Genomic DNA, 14,642 nt, shown 5'->3' on the forward strand with positions numbered 1-14,642 from the left:
AGAAACGCATGACCACAACGCAACGCAAAGGCATCATCCTCGCTGGGGGCTCGGGCACCCGCCTGCACCCCGCCACGCTGGCACTCAGCAAGCAGCTGCTGCCGGTGTACGACAAGCCGATGATCTATTACCCGCTGAGCACCTTGATGCTGGGCGGCATGCGCGACATCCTGATCATCAGCACGCCGCAGGACACGCCGCGGTTCCAGCAACTGCTGGGCGATGGGAGCCAGTGGGGCATCAACCTGCAGTACGCGGTGCAGCCCAGTCCTGACGGGCTGGCGCAGGCGTTCATCATTGGCGACAAGTTCGTGGGCAACGATCCCAGCGCGCTCGTGCTGGGGGACAACATCTTCTACGGGCACGACTTTGTGCATCTGCTCGCGGATGCCGATGCAAAGCAGTCGGGTGCCACCGTGTTTGCGTACCACGTGCAGGACCCTGAGCGCTATGGCGTGGTGGCCTTCGACGCCAAGGGTAAGGCCAGCAGCATCGAGGAAAAGCCGCTCAAGCCCAAGAGCAATTACGCAGTGACGGGGCTGTACTTCTACGACAGCCAGGTTGTCGACATCGCCAAGGCTGTGAAGCCAAGCGCGCGTGGGGAGCTGGAGATCACCGCGGTGAATCAGGCCTACCTGGAAGCCGGCAAGCTGAACGTGCAGATCATGCAGCGTGGCTATGCATGGCTGGACACGGGAACCCACGAAAGTCTGCTCGAAGCTGGCCAGTTCATCGCCACGCTGGAGCATCGCCAGGGATTGAAGATCGCGTGCCCGGAAGAAATTGCATGGCGCAACGGATACATCGACAGCGAAGTGCTCGCCAGGCTGGCTGCGCCGCTTCAGAAGAACGGTTATGGCAAGTACCTGAGTCATCTGCTGGCCGAAGAGGTTCGCTCATGAAGGCCATCCCGACAGCCATTCCCGACGTACTGGTGATCGAGCCCAAAGTGTTCGGCGACGCGCGAGGCTTCTTCTTCGAGAGCTTCAACCAGAAGGCCTTCGACGAGGCCGTTGGCCGGCATATCGATTTCGTTCAGGACAACCACTCGCGCTCGGTCAAGGGCGTGCTGCGCGGGCTGCACTACCAGGTCCGGCAGCCGCAGGGCAAGCTGGTGCGGGTCGCGCAAGGCGCGGTGTTTGATGTGGCGGTCGATATCCGAAAGTCGTCGTCGACGTTCGGCCAATGGGTAGGCGTCGAACTGACGGCGGACAACCACAAGCAGCTGTGGGTGCCCGCGGGATTCGCACACGCTTTTCTGGTGCTGAGCGAAACGGCAGAGTTTCTCTACAAGACCACCGATTACTACGCGCCGGCACACGAGCGCTGCATCGCATGGAACGACCCAGGCCTGGCGATCGCGTGGCCGGATACCGGCGTCAGCCCGCAGCTCTCGCTCAAGGATCTGGCTGGCACGAGACTGGAAAACGCAGAAATCCCTTAGAACGCCTCCGTCATCCCATACGCCCGCATCTGCGCCTCGAACCGCGCCACGTCGTGGCTCAGCACCACGAGGTCGTGCGTCACGCCCTGCCAGTCCTTCACGTGCTTGCTCAGCAGCGCCTCAGGGCGGAAGCCCAGGGCCTGAAAGACGGCGATGGCGCTGCGCTGGTCGACGGTCATGCGGGCGACGAGTTTTTCCGCTCCGCGCTCGATGGCCAGCGAGCAGGCCTCGCGCGCGAGCCGCTGGCCCAGGCCGCTGCCGCGCTGCTCGGGCGCGGCCAGCACGCGCAGTTCGGCGACGTGGCTGGACCACGAGTGCGGATCGCGGATCACCGCCGCGCAACCGAGCACCGCGGCGTCGCGCACGGCGAGCACGCTGTCGATGTCGCCGCGCTCGATGGCACGGACCCAGGCGTTCATCACCTTGGGCTGGGTGATGTCGCGCGGCAAAAAGAGCAGGTCGTGCGCGGGCAGGGCCTGTGCGAAGGCCAGCACGGCGGGCGCGTCGTCCGCGGTCATCAGGCGCAGGACGATGTTGCCTTCGCTGCTCGTCACGGTGCGCGGATAGGTCCGCGAAAAGGAATCGGAAACGGCGGTGATGGTCATGTCGATCGCACTCCAAGCCATTCGTCGAGTTTGGGCCACAGCCTGCGCACTGCGTTGGGGCCGGCGGCCAGGCTGACGTGGCCGCCCTTGAGCACCACTTCTTCCTTGTCGGGCGAGCCGATGCCGGCGATCAGCGGCTGCCCCGCTTCATAGGGAACGATGTGGTCGTGCTGCGCGAGCGCGTGCAGCACCGGTACCTTGATGTTCTTCAGCAGCACCTTGCGCCCGCCGAGCACCAGTTCGCCCTTGTGCAGCTTGTTGCCCCACATGAGCTCCTTCACGGTCTGGCGGAAATACTCACCGGCCAGCGGCAGCATGTCGGTGCCCCAGCGGTCGAACATGCGGTACGACTTGACGAACTCGTCGTTGTCCATGTTGTCCCACAGCTGCACCACGCCCGCGCTGCGGCCCGCCGGGCGCAGCATGTCGAAGGAGGCGAAGAGCATCTCGGGCGGCACGTTGCCCACGGTGTCGACCAGCCGGTCGACGTCGAAGTAGCGCTTGTCCGACCAGGCGTGGAACATCTTCATGTGGCTGAAGTCGATCGGCGTGGTGAAGAGCGCGAGGTTCTTCATGGGCCCGCCGGGGTGTAGCGCCGCGTAGAGCGTGGAGAGCACACCGCCCATGCAGTAGCCGATGAGCGTGACGTCTTCCTCGCCCGAGCGCTCCTGCACGCGCCGCAGCGAGTCGGGGATGAAGTCGAGCACGTAGTCTTCGATGCGCAGGCGCTTCTCGTCGGAGCGCGGCGCGTTCCAGTCCATCATGTAGACGTCATAGCCCTGCAGCAGCAGGTGCTCGACCATGCTCTGGCCCGGCGCCAGGTCGAGGATGTAGCCGCGGTTGGTGGTTGCCATGACGATCAGCACCGGCACGCGGTAGATCTCGTCGACCATCGGGCGGTAGTGGTACAGGCTCAGCGTGCCGCGCCGGTGGATTTCGTCCTTCGGCGTCTGGCCGACGGTGGGCGTGGCCGAGGTGAGGAAGTCCAGGCCCTTGATGTTGCGCTGGATCGCGCGCTCGATCTCTGCGCCGATGTCGGGCAGGGCGAAGGCATCGAGGGCGGTGGTCATGTGGGGCGCTTTCCTGCTGGCTTGCGCGTGCGGGCCGGCTTCGCTGTTGCGGCCGGCGGCGGGTTCGGCGGCTGGCGCGTGCGGCGCGGCTTCGGCGCAGCGGCTTGCGCGGTTGGCGCGGGGCCGGCTCCGCCCTCCACCGCACGGGCGATGCGCGCGAGATGGTCGTCGATGCGCTGCAGTTGCTCGCCCAGCACCTGGAGGTCGGCGCGCGTGGGCAGGTTCAGCAGCGTCAGGTAGCGCGCCATCAGATCGCCCAGCGCCTTCTGCGCGGTGAGCGAGGCGTTCATGCCGCCGTGCATGCCCTGGCGGAACGGGTCCGAAGCCATGGCCTCGTTGGCGAATTCGTTGGTGCTCTTTTCCCACTGGGCGGTGAGCTCGCGCCACATCGCCATCGGATCGAGCGGGGAGAACTGGTTCATGGCAGGTGCTCCCTTGTCTGTCGTTGTTGTCGTCTCAGGTGTTCGGGTGCCGCGCCGTGTGCGCCGTGTGCGCCGTGTGCGCGGAAATGGCGTCGACGATCTGCGGCCACATCGGAATGGGCAGCGCGTGGCCCATGCGCGGAATGCGCAGCAGCTGCGCGCCCGGGATGGAATCGGCCACGTCCACCCCGCAGGCCACCGGCACCAGCGGATCGGCGTCGCCGTGGATCACCAGCGTGGGCACGCGCACGTCGCGCAGCGCGGGCTTGCGGTTGCCCGAGGCCAGGATGGCCGCGAGCTGCCGTGCCACGCCGGCCGGGTTGAGGCCGCGCAGGAACACGAGCTGGGCCTTTTCGGCGTCGTGCGCCTCGTCGATCGGAAAGTCAGACGGGCCGCGCAGCACGCGCCACACCCTGGCGTAGTGCGGCAGGTAGGCCTCGAAGGTCGTCGGCGAAGGCGTGAACAGCACGGCCATCGCCTCTGGCGTGGGCGGCGGCAGGCCCGGAGCGCCGGTGGTCGACATGATGCTGGTGAAGGACAGCATGCGGTGCGGATGGTGAATGCACAGCTCCTGCCCGATGGCACCGCCCATCGAGGCGCCCACGATGTGGGCACGCGCGATGCCGAGCGCGTCGAGCAGCCCGACGCAGTCGGCGGCCATGTCGCGCAGGTTGTAGGGCGTTCGCAGCGGCTGGCCCGCCATTGCCTGCGCCATCAGCGCCTGGATGTCGGGCACGCCAAGGTGCGAGAGGTGCGTCGAATGGCCGATGTCGCGGTTGTCGAAGCGGATCACGCGGTGCCCGCCGGCTTCGGCGAGCCGGGCGCAGAACGCGTCGTCCCACGCCACCATCTGCGCGCCGAGGCCCATGACCAGCAGCAGCGGCGGTGCGTTGGCGTCGCCGAAGCTGTCCCAGGCGAGCTCGACGCCGTTGGCGCGCGTGCGCTGCTCGACGCGGGGCGGGACTGCGGTCATGGCTGCGGCCCGGCTTACTTGCGCTGCAGCAGCTTCGTCACTTCGTCCACGTTGGCCTGAATGCGCTGGCGCACCACGTCGAAGGCGTCGGCCTGCGACTTGGCGGCGAGGTTGGCCAGCTCCTTGATGTCGTCGATGGCGCGCTGGAACGACTGGCGGCCGAGTTCGTCGAGCTTGGCCAGGTTTTCCTTCGGGTCCTTGCCCGGCATTGCCTTGGCGGCGGTCTGCCATTCGGTAATGGCGCTCTTGATCATCTCGGTCTGCCGCTGCACGACGGTCTGCAGGCCCTGGTAGGACTTCTCGTTGGCCTGCATCAGCGCCGCCAGGTCCTTGCGGCCGCTCTCCAGCAGCTTGCCGGCGCCGCCGGTCAGGTTGAGGTTCTGCAGCTTGTCGGCCATGCCCTTCAGTGGATTGAGCATGTCCGCGGCGGTCGGCATCGCCGTCTTCGCGCTGGCGGTGCTGCTGCTGGCAGTGGTCTTCTTGGCGGCGGCTTTCTTGGCAGTGGCCATGGTGCGGAATCTCCTGTGACGGTGAACGGTTGGATGGCAGGGACCAGCCTGGCGGCAAAAGTCCCTCGCCACGATACGCCGCACAGATGCACCGGAGGTTGCCGCAGCGACAAAAATGCCTGCGGGATTTCCCTTGGGTGCCGGGCTTCTTCTTACATCGGCGGCGCGAAGCCGTTGCGGCCGGCGGTCACACGCATTGCCGTGGGCGTGCCGTTCTTCTCCTGCGCATTGACCAGCACGTGGGCGCCGGGCACCAGCAGCGCGTCGGTGCCGGGGCGGAAGGTGACCACGGGCACGTCGGGCGGCACGATGACGGTCTTCTCGCCGCCCTTGTAGGTCAGCCGCAGCTGCTGGCCGCCGCGCACCGACTTCGGCGCCGCGGCCAGGTCAGCGACCGTGGCGTTGGTCATGGTGCTCTGGGGCAGCAGGTCCCATGGGCGGTGGCCTTCGCCGGTGCCGCGTGCGGCCTCGGGGAACACCACCACTTCGAGCGCCTTCTGCGTGCCGTCGGCCTGCGGCATGGCGGCGGTGCCGATGAAGCTGCCGCGCTTGATGTCGGACAGCTTGATGCGATAGACCTCGGACACGGCCAGGTCGGCCGGGCGTGCGAGCGAGACGACCTCGCCGCCGCGGTCTTGCACGACGAGGGTGTTGGCATCGACGCGCACGATGGTGCCGCGGATGCGTACGGTGTCGGAGCTTTGCGCCGATGCTGCGACTGGCAGCACGGCGGCGGTCAGGCAAATTGCTGTGGTGGCGAGCAAGGCTCTGGACGGAAAAATTGGCATGGGATGTGGTGGCTGATGGAGGGCCGGTCAATGTACGTCGCGGCGGCGAATCGTGCAGAGCGCCGACTTAGCCCTGAATGAGCAAGCAAAAAGGCCGCACACCGCGCGATGCGGTGTGCGGCCTTTTTTACGAAGAGCCCGGGGGCGTCAGTCGATCAGGCCGATTTCAAGCGCGCCTGCCGTGGCCGGGCTGCGCGAGCCGACCATCGCGAAGAGCTTGCTGCTCTGGCTCGCGAAATGGAGCGCGGTGCCGCCGAACGTTGCCGCGCGCATGTTGAGCGGGCCGATCGCGCCCGCGGAGCCCAGGGTCGCATTGAGCGTGGCCGTTGTGCCGTCGGGGAGCGCCTGCGTTCGTGCATAGCTGGAAGCGTCGATGGCTGTGCTGCCCCAGCTGCCGTTGGCGGCGCCACCGCGTGCGGCGATGGCGGGCCATGTCGCGCGCTCCGGCAGGCCGATGCGGAACTGCGAGATCGTGGGTGTCGAGGAGCTGACGCCGGCCCCGAGGTAGACGTTCTCGCCGCCGATGCGTGCGATCCCGAAGTTGCCGTTGTCAGAGGGATTGGTCACGCTCACGATGTGCCAGGTGTCGACGGTCGGGCCAGCCGACACGGTGTAGGTCCGCAGGGAGGCTGCCGGGCAGTTGTCGATGCGGTAGATCAAGTTGTCGTTGCACAGGTAGAGCGCGGCGCCGCCGCTGGCAATCTGGATCTGCGTGATCGACGAATCGCCGGTGGTGGCCGTCAGGTTGATGCCCAGCCGGTTGTAGGTGCCGGCCAGGTCGGCCTGCGTCTTCACCAGCGCACGCGATGCCACGAACGGCCGCACGCCGTAGCTCACCGGCGTGACCTGCGCGACAGCGAACGGGAACGACCCGACCACCGTGTCCGTCGCGAGGCGGAAGCGCGCCGTGTTCACCGGGCTCGTGATGCGGCTGCTGTCGAAGATGAAGCTGCCGGCTTCTGCCGTGTCTTCGGCGAAGCTGCCCGAGGCGACGGTGCCGGCCTCGTCGGTCATCTCGTAGCGCTTGCTGTCCAGGTTCAGCGCCAGCGTCTGCCGCGTGCCGTTGGTGGCGTAGACCTTGTAGCGGCCGTTGCGTGCATCGGGCGCCGTGCCGGTGTCGATCAGGTTGAGCTGGATGTAGCCCTGCGTGCCGGGATTGCGGGTGCCGACCAGCACCGAAAGCGCGCCGCCCTGCATCGCGAAGTACTTGCTCGCGCCGCTCAGGTTGACGCCACGGATGCCCTGGGGTTGGTTCGGGTAGGCGGTGCTGTCCACGGGCATCGTCAGAACGCCATAGGTGTCGTCCGTGCCGGTGGCGGTGCGCACCGAGTTCGCGGTGTCGATCAGGTTCGTGCCCCAGCTGCCCGTGGTCGACGAGCCGATGCCGCGGGTGGTGGGCCAGCTCGATGATTCGGGCAGGGCGATGCGCATGAACTGCTGGGCCGGAGTCACGCTGACGCCGCCGTTCAGATAGACGTTCTGGCCGCCGATGCGCGCGACGCGGAAGTTGCCGATGTCGCTGCTGTTGGCCACGTTGGTGGCGACCCAGGCGTCATCGGTGCCGGCCGTGACCGAATAGGTGCGCTTCGACGCGGTGGGACAGAGGTCGATTTTGTAGATGATCGCGTCGTTGCAGATCTCCAGCACGGTGCCGCTGGCCGACAGGCGCATCGAGAGCATCGACGAGTCCTGCGAGCCGCCGGGGCTGCGCGTGACGCTGAAGCGGTTGTAGGTGCCGTCCAGCAGCGCCGCGGTGGTCACGAAGTCGCGCGCGGCCACGAAGGGCTGCGCGGCATACGTGGCGGGGCTCGAGTACGCGGTCTGGAACGGGAAGGCGCCGACGATGGCGTCGGTCGTCACCCGGAAGCGCGCGGTGTTGGCCGCGGTGGTGATGCGGCTGCTGGCGAACACGTAGGTGCCCGGCTCGGTGAAGTCTTCGGCGAAGCTGCCGGATTCGGCCAGGCCGAGGTTGTCCGTCATCGTGTAGCTGCCGGCGTCGAAATCGACCGCCAGTTGCTGTTGCGTGCCATTCGCCGCGTAGACGCGATAGCTGCCGTTGCGCGCGTCCACGCCCAGTGTCTTGCCGGCCGCGACCTCTGGCTTGCCGCTGCCGCCCGACGACAGCGAAAGGCCGCCGGAGCCGCCTCCTCCTCCTCCTCCGCAAGCCGCCAGCAAGGCGACCATGCACCAACTCGCGAGATTCCTCGTTATCCTCATTTTTGTGCCCTTTTGTTTTCAGATAGGCTCGACAACAGGCCGGTTGGCTGCTGAACCAAACCCGGGGAAATCGTAACCAGAGGTCAATGTCACGCCGAGGGTGACAAATGCCAGCCAAGCCCCGAGCGTTGGCGCAGGCTCTTGCCCCGTCTACAATCTGCCGTTCCGAGGAGCGTTGCAGCGCCGTCAGGCGTGAGGCTCGGACCACACATCGCAACCACGCTCACCCGCTGTTCTTGCGGTGAGTCCGTTCCCCGTACGCAGCGGCATCTTTCAAACCAGTTTTGTTGGAGTTCCCATGAGCGCTGTTCTCAAGCCCACCCCCGTTTCGACCGCCGACCAGGCGATTGCCGACCTGTCCCTCGCCGCCTGGGGCCGCAAGGAAATCAAGATCGCGGAAACCGAAATGCCCGGCCTGATGGCCATCCGCGAAGAGTTCTCGAAGGCGCAGCCGCTGAAGGGCGCGCGCATCACGGGCTCGCTGCACATGACCATTCAAACGGCCGTGCTGATCGAGACGCTGCAAGCCCTCGGCGCGACCGTGCGCTGGGCCTCGTGCAACATCTTCTCGACGCAGGACCACGCCGCGGCTGCCATCGCCGCCGCCGGCACGCCGGTGTTCGCCATCAAGGGCGAATCGCTGAAGGATTACTGGGACTACACCCACGCCATCTTCGACTTCGGTCCCAAGGACTCGAAGGGCGAAGGCCCGAACATGATCCTGGACGACGGCGGCGACGCCACGCTGCTGATGCACCTGGGCCAGCGCGCTGAAAAAGACCTGGGCGTGCTCGCCAACCCGGGCAGCGAGGAAGAGCGCATTCTCTTCGCCGCCATCAAGGCCAAGCTGGCCGTCGACTCGACCTGGTACACCCGCAAGTCGGCCGAGATCATCGGCGTGACCGAGGAAACGACCACCGGCGTGCACCGCCTGAACGAGATGAGCGCCAAGGGCACGCTGCTGTTCCGCGCCATCAACGTGAACGACTCGGTCACCAAGAGCAAGTTCGACAACCTGTACGGCTGCCGCGAATCGCTGGTTGACGGCATCAAGCGCGCCACCGACGTGATGATCGCCGGCAAGGTGGCTTGCGTGGCCGGCTACGGCGACGTGGGCAAGGGCTCGGCACAGGCACTGCGCGCGCTGTCGGCGCAGGTGTGGGTCACCGAGATCGACCCGATCAACGCCCTGCAGGCCGCGATGGAAGGCTACAAGGTCGTGACGATGGAATATGCCGCCGACAAGGCCGACATCTTCGTGACGACCACCGGCAACAAGGACGTCATCACGCACGACACGATGGCCAAGATGAAGGACCAGGCCATCGTCTGCAATATCGGCCACTTCGACAACGAGATCGACGTCGCGTCGATCGAGAAGTACGAGTGGGAAGAGATCAAGCCGCAGGTCGACCACATCAAGTTTCCCGACGGCAAGAAGATCATCCTGCTGGCCAAGGGCCGCCTCGTGAACCTGGGCTGCGGTACGGGCCACCCGAGCTTCGTGATGTCGTCGTCGTTCGCGAACCAGACCATCGCCCAGATCGAGCTGTTCACCAAGCCCGACGCCTACCAGGCCGGCAAGGTCTACGTGCTGCCCAAGCACCTGGACGAGAAGGTCGCGCGCCTGCACCTGAAGAAGGTCGGCGCCATGCTCACCGAGCTGACCGACGCGCAGGCCGCCTACATCGGCGTGAGCAAGAACGGCCCGTACAAGCCGGACACGTACCGCTACTGATCGACAACGGATGCGCGCTGATCAACTGTTGGTGGAGCGCGGCCTGGCCGCGTCGCGTTCGCAAGCGGTGCGGCTCATTGCCGGCGGCTTGCGCTGGCGCGACGCGGGCACGAGCGACGCGTGGCGCTCGGTCGTCAAGAACAAGGACGACGTGCCCGAATCGGCCGAGCTCGAGCTGGTCGACGCGGCCGAGGCGCGCTATGTGTCGCGCGGCGGGCTCAAGCTCGAAGGCGCGCTGGCCGAGAGCGGCATCGATCCCTCCGGCAAGCTGTGCCTCGACGTGGGCCAGTCGACCGGCGGGTTTACCGATTGCCTGCTGCAGCGCGGTGCCGCGAAGGTGGTTGGCGTCGATGTCGGCCATGGGCAGCTGCATGCGCGCTTGCGCGAAGACGAACGCGTGGTCGCCATCGAAGGCGTCAATGCGCGTGCGTTGTCGCCCGACGACCTGGAGGAAGAAGGCGAGTCGCGTTTCGACCTGATCGTTGGCGACCTGTCGTTCATTTCGCTCACGCTGGTGCTGCCGGCGGTGGTCGAATTCCTGGCCGATGACGGGCGCCTGCTGATGCTGGTCAAGCCGCAGTTCGAACTGCAGCCGGGCCAGGTCGGCAAGGGCGGCATCGTGCGCGACGAGTCGATGTATGCGGTGGTCGAGAAGCGCCTGCACGACGCCTGCGAGGCGCTGGGCCTGCGCGTGCTGCAGTGGTTCGACAGCCCCATCGCCGGAGGCGACGGCAACCGCGAGTTTTTCATTCACGCCGTTCGTGCCGCCCAGGACGCGAACGACGGTTCCTAAGGAGACGCAGGTGCGCCTTCCGCTGAGTTTCGAATTCTTCCCGACCAAGACGCCCGAAGGCGCGGTCAAGCTGCGCGCCGTGCGCCAGCAGCTGTATGTGCGCAAGCCGCAGTTCTGCTCGGTCACGTACGGCGCGGGCGGCTCCACGCACCAGGGCACTTTTGGTGCGGTGCAGGAGATCCTGTCCGAAGGCGTGGACGCCGCGAGCCACTTCTCGTGCATTGGCGCCACGCGCGCCACTGTGCGCGAGCAGCTCGCCGAGCTGAAGGCCATGGGCGTCAAGCGCCTGGTGGCCCTGCGCGGCGACCTGCCGAGCGGCTACGGCATCGGCGGCGAGTTCCTGTATGCGAGCGACCTCGTCGCCTTTATCCGCGAGGAGACCGGCCGCGACTTTCACATCGAGGTGGCCTGCTACCCCGAAATCCATCCGCAGGCCCGTTCGCCCGAGGCTGATCTGCAGGCCTTTGCCGCGAAGGTGAAGGCGGGCGCCGATTCGGCGATCACGCAGTACTTCTTCAGCCCAGAGGCCTACTTCCGCTTCGTCGACGACGTGCGCAAGCTGGGGCTCGACACGCCGGTCGTGCCGGGCATCATGCCGATCACGAGTTCGACGCAGCTCATGCGCTTCTCGGACGCCTGCGGCGCCGAGATTCCGCGCTGGATCCGCCTGCGGCTGCAGTCCTTTGGCGACGACACGGCATCGATCAAGTCCTTCGGGCTCGACGTGGTGACCGACCTGTGCGCGCGTCTGCGCGACGGTGGCGCCTCGGCGCTGCACTTCTACACGATGAACCAGTCGGCGGCCACGCTGGCTGTACTGGAGCGCCTCGATTGAGAGGGCGCGCGGGGCTTCGTGCAGTCCTGGTCGCTGCGACCTGCGTTCTCGCGGGTTGCGCCATGCCGCCGGCCACGGACGCCGAAAGCGGAACGGGGAAGCTGCTGCCCTTGCCCCGTGCCATCGCAGTGCCGCCTGGCGCGGCGCCGCGTTCGAGCGTGCCGTCGGTGCGCTATGACCTGGCGGTGTCCGGAATGGGCGAACAGACGCCGGACGACGGAGTCCCCGGCGACGACGGGCCGCGCGAAATCTTCGAGCGTGGCGGCGCCTCGTGGTACGGCATCCAGTTTCATCAGCGCAAGACCGCCAGCGGCGAGCGCTTCGACATGACCGCCCTGACGGCGGCTCACAAGACTCTGCCTTTCAACACGCGCGTGTGCGTGCGCAGCCTCGTCAACGGCAGCGAGGTGCTGGTGCGGATCAACGACCGCGGGCCCTATGCGGCAGGCCGCGTGATCGACCTGAGCCGCGCGGCGGCCGACCGCATCGGCCTGACGGGCCTGGGTATCAAGCAGGTGGCGCTGTCGATCGTCGACCGTGAAGGGATGCGTTGCGGTGGCTTGCCGGTGGAGGCCGGCGATGCGTCGGCGCCAGTGGCGGCGGCGGCTGCGGCCGTACAGCAGCGAGCCAAGTCGCCGGTGCCCGCGCGGCGCAAGGTGGTCGTGCCGCCCCGTCGCCGTAAATAAGAAACGAAAAGGCGGGGGCTCAGCCGCCCGAATCGAGCGAGAAGGCGGCGTGCCGGTCTTGCGCCAGGCGCTCCACCAGCTGCGGCAACGCGTCCGCCAGCAGCGGCTTCAGCGTGTACGGCGGATTGATCAGGAACATGCCGCTGGCCGGCAGCCCCGGCCGGTGCGTTTCGCCCGATGCGTCGGTCGTGATCTTGCTGGACTTGACCGTCAGCGTGGCATGCAGCCACGACTTGCCGGCCTTGGTCGCCATCGTCTTGAGCCGGCGCGGCAGGTCGTGCGCCTCGGGGCGCGGAATGATCGGATACCAGATCGCGTAGGTGCCGGTGGCAAAGCGCTTGAGCGCCTCGGCCGCGAAATCGAGCACGCGGCCGTAGTCGGTCTTCATCTCGTAGCTGGGGTCCATCAGCACCAGCGCGCGGCGCGACGGCGGCGGCAGGAACTTGGTGGCGCTGCCGAAGCCGTCTTCGCGCAGCACGGCGATCTGGCGGCCGGCCTCGAGTTGGGCGATGTTGGCGTCCAGCGTGCGGGCGTCGGTCGGGTGCAGCTCGAACAGCTTGAGCTTGTCGTGATCGCGCAGCAGGTGCTGCACGATGAACGGCGAGCCAGGGTAGACGCGGGCGCCGCCCTTGGGGTTGAAGTCGTGGATCACACTGAGGTAGCGGGCGATCGCTTCGGCCAGCGGGGCTTCGGCTTCTGGCGCTACCTTTTTGCTAGCGGACTTCGCTGCGGGGGCGGGCGTGGTGGGCTCTTTCTTGTCCGAAAGAAGGCGCAGAACGCCGTCGGCCGCTTCGCCGCTCGTGCCGGCATAGTCGCCGTCGAGCCGGTACAGGCCGGCGCCAGCGTGGGTGTCGACGACCGTCAGGGCTGCCTCTTTTTCAAGCAGATGGTCGAGCGTGGCAATCAGCACCGTGTGCTTGAGCACGTCGGCGTGGTTGCCGGCATGGAAGGCGTGGCGGTAACTGAACATAGGGGGAGGATGGTAACGGTGTTGGGCCGCACATATGCGAATTTGCCAGCACAGGGCCATTCTTTATATAATCGCGGGCTTCGCAGCGTTTTTGTGGCCCCGCGGCGAAGACTACCTTCCCACCTAAGAGATTCCCGTCAGAGGAACGCCGACCGTGGAAAAGGGCCCGCCAAACCCTCTTTTCAAGAGAAAAACTCATGACCAAAACGTTCAGCGCCAAGCCCGCTGACGTGACGCACGAGTGGTTTGTGATTGACGCGACCGACAAGGTCCTCGGACGAGTAGCCAGCGAAGTTGCTCTCCGTTTGCGCGGCAAACACAAGGCCATTTACACGCCTCACGTCGATACCGGTGACTTCATCGTCATCATCAACGCCGCGCAACTGCGCGTCACCGGCGCCAAGTCGATCGACAAGGTGTACTACCGTCACTCGGGCTACCCGGGCGGTATCACGGCGACGAACTTCCGCGACATGCAATCCAAGCACCCGGGCCGCGCCCTGGAAAAGGCTGTCAAGGGCATGCTGCCCAAGGGCCCGCTCGGTTACGCGATGATCAAAAAACTCAAGGTGTACGGTGGTGCTGAGCACCCGCATACCGCCCAACAGCCCAAAGTGCTGGAACTGTAAGGAGCCTTGAGAATGATTGGTGAATGGAACAATGGCACCGGCCGTCGCAAATCGAGCGTCGCCCGCGTGTTTCTGAAAAAAGGCACCGGCAAGATCACGGTCAACGGCAAGGACATCCAAGAGTTCTTCGGCCGCGAAACCTCGATCATGATCGCCAAGCAGCCCCTCGCGCTGACCAACAACCTCGAAGCTTTCGACGTGATGGTGAACGTGAACGGTGGCGGCGAATCGGGTCAAGCCGGCGCAACGCGCCACGGCATCACCCGTGCGCTGATCGACTACGACGCGTCGCTCAAGCCCGTCCTGAGCCAAGCCGGCTTCGTGACGCGCGATGCGCGTGAAGTCGAACGTAAGAAGGTCGGTCTGCACTCCGCCCGTCGTCGCAAGCAGTTCAGCAAGCGCTGATCCTGTTCACTGCGAACAAAAAGCCGCCTTCGGGCGGCTTTTTCATTGGAAGCCCTCTTGGCGCAAGGGCCTCCAACCCCACTTGCATTGGGGTGCACGCCACACCCAGCCTGCCGAGAATGCGGCATTGCAGTAGCATTCGTTCTATTGGCCGCATGTCCGGCCCCCTAGGAGTTATCACCCCATGAGCGCCGTTGCCGAAAACATCCAGACCCAGATGCCCGAGCCGATCGTCTTCACAGACAGCGCGGCCGCCAAGGTGGCCGACCTGATCGCCGAGGAAGGCAATCCCGACCTGAAGCTGCGCGTGTTCGTGCAGGGTGGCGGCTGCTCCGGCTTCCAGTACGGTTTCACCTTCGATGAAATCACCAACGAAGACGACACCACCATGACCAAGAACGGTGTGTCGCTGTTGATCGATGCCATGAGCTACCAGTACCTGGTCGGCGCCGAGATCGACTACAAGGAAGACCTGCAAGGCGCCCAGTTCGTGATCAAGAACCCGAACGCCACCAGCACCTGCGGCTGCGGATCGAGCTTCTCGGCCTGATGCCTGAA

The 14,642-nt window shown here is 66.1% G+C and carries 17 protein-coding genes and 1 riboswitch; of the genes, 9 read left to right on the forward strand and 8 right to left on the reverse strand.

The window, feature by feature from the left end:
* Positions 1–8: 8 nt before the first annotated feature.
* Complete coding sequence (gene rfbA / locus NWF24_RS02320) at positions 9–902, forward strand: glucose-1-phosphate thymidylyltransferase RfbA (RefSeq protein WP_258352816.1); 894 nt, start codon at positions 9–11, stop codon at positions 900–902.
* Complete coding sequence (gene rfbC, locus NWF24_RS02325) at positions 899–1,444, forward strand: dTDP-4-dehydrorhamnose 3,5-epimerase (RefSeq protein ID WP_258352817.1); 546 nt, start codon at positions 899–901, stop codon at positions 1,442–1,444. Before rfbA ends, rfbC begins: the two co-directional genes overlap by 4 nt.
* Here the strand turns inward: rfbC and NWF24_RS02330 are convergent.
* The 7 genes from NWF24_RS02330 to NWF24_RS02360 form a co-directional block, all read right to left on the reverse strand.
* A complete protein-coding gene (locus tag NWF24_RS02330; protein WP_258352818.1) occupies positions 1,441–2,049 on the reverse strand; it encodes a GNAT family N-acetyltransferase in 609 nt (202 codons plus the stop codon). The genes rfbC and NWF24_RS02330 overlap by 4 nt on opposite strands.
* Positions 2,046–3,119 (reverse strand): alpha/beta fold hydrolase, encoded by a 1,074-nt coding sequence (locus tag NWF24_RS02335; RefSeq protein WP_258352819.1) that lies wholly within the window; start codon positions 3,117–3,119, stop codon positions 2,046–2,048. The genes NWF24_RS02330 and NWF24_RS02335 overlap by 4 nt, the downstream gene beginning before the upstream one ends.
* Positions 3,116–3,541: a hypothetical protein gene (locus tag NWF24_RS02340; RefSeq protein ID WP_258352820.1), complete on the reverse strand. Its 426-nt coding sequence runs from the start codon at positions 3,539–3,541 to the stop codon at positions 3,116–3,118. The genes NWF24_RS02335 and NWF24_RS02340 overlap by 4 nt, the downstream gene beginning before the upstream one ends.
* 34 nt (positions 3,542–3,575) lie before the next feature.
* Complete coding sequence (locus NWF24_RS02345; protein WP_258352821.1) at positions 3,576–4,514, reverse strand: alpha/beta fold hydrolase; 939 nt, start codon at positions 4,512–4,514, stop codon at positions 3,576–3,578.
* Positions 4,515–4,528: 14 nt separating this feature from the next.
* On the reverse strand, positions 4,529–5,023 hold the full coding sequence (phaP, locus tag NWF24_RS02350; RefSeq protein WP_258352822.1) for a TIGR01841 family phasin: 495 nt from the start codon (positions 5,021–5,023) through the stop codon (positions 4,529–4,531).
* 152 nt (positions 5,024–5,175) lie between these two features.
* The gene (locus NWF24_RS02355; protein ID WP_258352823.1) at positions 5,176–5,787 is read right to left on the reverse strand and encodes a hypothetical protein; all 612 of its coding nucleotides are present in this window, start codon (positions 5,785–5,787) and stop codon (positions 5,176–5,178) included.
* Between the two features lie 171 nt (positions 5,788–5,958).
* Entirely contained in the window at positions 5,959–7,995 is a 2,037-nt protein-coding gene (locus NWF24_RS02360) for a hypothetical protein (protein WP_258352824.1), read from the reverse strand.
* Between the two features lie 194 nt (positions 7,996–8,189).
* A riboswitch (S-adenosyl-L-homocysteine riboswitch) is annotated at positions 8,190–8,260 on the forward strand.
* Positions 8,261–8,326: 66 nt separating this feature from the next.
* On the opposite strand from NWF24_RS02360, the gene ahcY reads away from it, so the two are divergent.
* The 4 genes from ahcY (at position 8,327) to NWF24_RS02380 (ending at position 12,080) form a co-directional block, all read left to right on the forward strand.
* Positions 8,327–9,766: an adenosylhomocysteinase gene (ahcY, locus tag NWF24_RS02365; RefSeq protein ID WP_093078405.1), complete on the forward strand. Its 1,440-nt coding sequence runs from the start codon at positions 8,327–8,329 to the stop codon at positions 9,764–9,766.
* 10 nt (positions 9,767–9,776) lie between these two features.
* Positions 9,777–10,559, forward strand: coding sequence for a TlyA family RNA methyltransferase (locus NWF24_RS02370; protein ID WP_258352825.1), 783 nt, complete (start codon positions 9,777–9,779; stop codon positions 10,557–10,559).
* Positions 10,560–10,569: 10 nt separating this feature from the next.
* Entirely contained in the window at positions 10,570–11,394 is an 825-nt protein-coding gene (gene metF, locus NWF24_RS02375; RefSeq protein ID WP_258352826.1) for a methylenetetrahydrofolate reductase [NAD(P)H], read from the forward strand.
* 62 nt (positions 11,395–11,456) lie between these two features.
* Positions 11,457–12,080 carry a septal ring lytic transglycosylase RlpA family protein gene (locus NWF24_RS02380; RefSeq protein ID WP_258352827.1) on the forward strand — a complete coding sequence of 208 codons (624 nt, stop codon included), beginning with the start codon at positions 11,457–11,459 and terminating at the stop codon, positions 12,078–12,080.
* 19 nt (positions 12,081–12,099) lie between these two features.
* Here the strand turns inward: NWF24_RS02380 and NWF24_RS02385 are convergent, their stop codons facing one another.
* On the reverse strand, positions 12,100–13,050 hold the full coding sequence (locus tag NWF24_RS02385; protein ID WP_258352828.1) for a 23S rRNA (adenine(2030)-N(6))-methyltransferase RlmJ: 951 nt from the start codon (positions 13,048–13,050) through the stop codon (positions 12,100–12,102).
* A 197-nt stretch (positions 13,051–13,247) separates the two neighbouring features.
* Here NWF24_RS02385 and rplM point away from each other — a divergent pair, with 197 nt between their 5' ends.
* The 3 genes from rplM (at position 13,248) to erpA (ending at position 14,634) form a co-directional block, all read left to right on the forward strand.
* Positions 13,248–13,679, forward strand: coding sequence for a 50S ribosomal protein L13 (gene rplM, locus NWF24_RS02390; protein ID WP_028259766.1), 432 nt, complete (start codon positions 13,248–13,250; stop codon positions 13,677–13,679).
* 12 nt (positions 13,680–13,691) lie between these two features.
* Positions 13,692–14,084, forward strand: a complete 393-nt coding sequence (rpsI, locus tag NWF24_RS02395; protein WP_093056698.1) for a 30S ribosomal protein S9 — start codon at positions 13,692–13,694, stop codon at positions 14,082–14,084.
* A gap of 184 nt (positions 14,085–14,268) precedes the next feature.
* On the forward strand, positions 14,269–14,634 hold the full coding sequence (erpA, locus tag NWF24_RS02400; RefSeq protein WP_007827949.1) for an iron-sulfur cluster insertion protein ErpA: 366 nt from the start codon (positions 14,269–14,271) through the stop codon (positions 14,632–14,634).
* Positions 14,635–14,642 lie beyond the last annotated feature (8 nt).

Origin of the sequence: Variovorax paradoxus, from assembly GCF_024734665.1 — a bacterium.
Taxonomy (GTDB): Bacteria; Pseudomonadota; Gammaproteobacteria; order Burkholderiales; family Burkholderiaceae_C; genus Variovorax.

What these genes read in the sequence shown, in the direction of transcription:
- rpsI (WP_093056698.1), top strand. Translation starts at nt 13,692, where the DNA reads ATGATTGGTGAATGGAACAATGGCACCGGCCGTCGCAAATCGAGCGTC.
- ahcY (WP_093078405.1), top strand. Translation starts at nt 8,327, where the DNA reads ATGAGCGCTGTTCTCAAGCCCACCCCCGTTTCGACCGCCGACCAGGCG.
- NWF24_RS02385 (WP_258352828.1), bottom strand. Translation starts at nt 13,050, where the DNA reads ATGTTCAGTTACCGCCACGCCTTCCATGCCGGCAACCACGCCGACGTG.
- NWF24_RS02335 (WP_258352819.1), bottom strand. Translation starts at nt 3,119, where the DNA reads ATGACCACCGCCCTCGATGCCTTCGCCCTGCCCGACATCGGCGCAGAG.
- NWF24_RS02330 (WP_258352818.1), bottom strand. Translation starts at nt 2,049, where the DNA reads ATGACCATCACCGCCGTTTCCGATTCCTTTTCGCGGACCTATCCGCGC.
- NWF24_RS02340 (WP_258352820.1), bottom strand. Translation starts at nt 3,541, where the DNA reads ATGAACCAGTTCTCCCCGCTCGATCCGATGGCGATGTGGCGCGAGCTC.
- erpA (WP_007827949.1), top strand. Translation starts at nt 14,269, where the DNA reads ATGAGCGCCGTTGCCGAAAACATCCAGACCCAGATGCCCGAGCCGATC.
- rplM (WP_028259766.1), top strand. Translation starts at nt 13,248, where the DNA reads ATGACCAAAACGTTCAGCGCCAAGCCCGCTGACGTGACGCACGAGTGG.
- NWF24_RS02380 (WP_258352827.1), top strand. Translation starts at nt 11,457, where the DNA reads ATGCCGCCGGCCACGGACGCCGAAAGCGGAACGGGGAAGCTGCTGCCC.
- NWF24_RS02345 (WP_258352821.1), bottom strand. Translation starts at nt 4,514, where the DNA reads ATGACCGCAGTCCCGCCCCGCGTCGAGCAGCGCACGCGCGCCAACGGC.
- NWF24_RS02370 (WP_258352825.1), top strand. Translation starts at nt 9,777, where the DNA reads ATGCGCGCTGATCAACTGTTGGTGGAGCGCGGCCTGGCCGCGTCGCGT.
- rfbA (WP_258352816.1), top strand. Translation starts at nt 9, where the DNA reads ATGACCACAACGCAACGCAAAGGCATCATCCTCGCTGGGGGCTCGGGC.
- rfbC (WP_258352817.1), top strand. Translation starts at nt 899, where the DNA reads ATGAAGGCCATCCCGACAGCCATTCCCGACGTACTGGTGATCGAGCCC.
- NWF24_RS02360 (WP_258352824.1), bottom strand. Translation starts at nt 7,995, where the DNA reads ATGGTCGCCTTGCTGGCGGCTTGCGGAGGAGGAGGAGGAGGCGGCTCC.
- phaP (WP_258352822.1), bottom strand. Translation starts at nt 5,023, where the DNA reads ATGGCCACTGCCAAGAAAGCCGCCGCCAAGAAGACCACTGCCAGCAGC.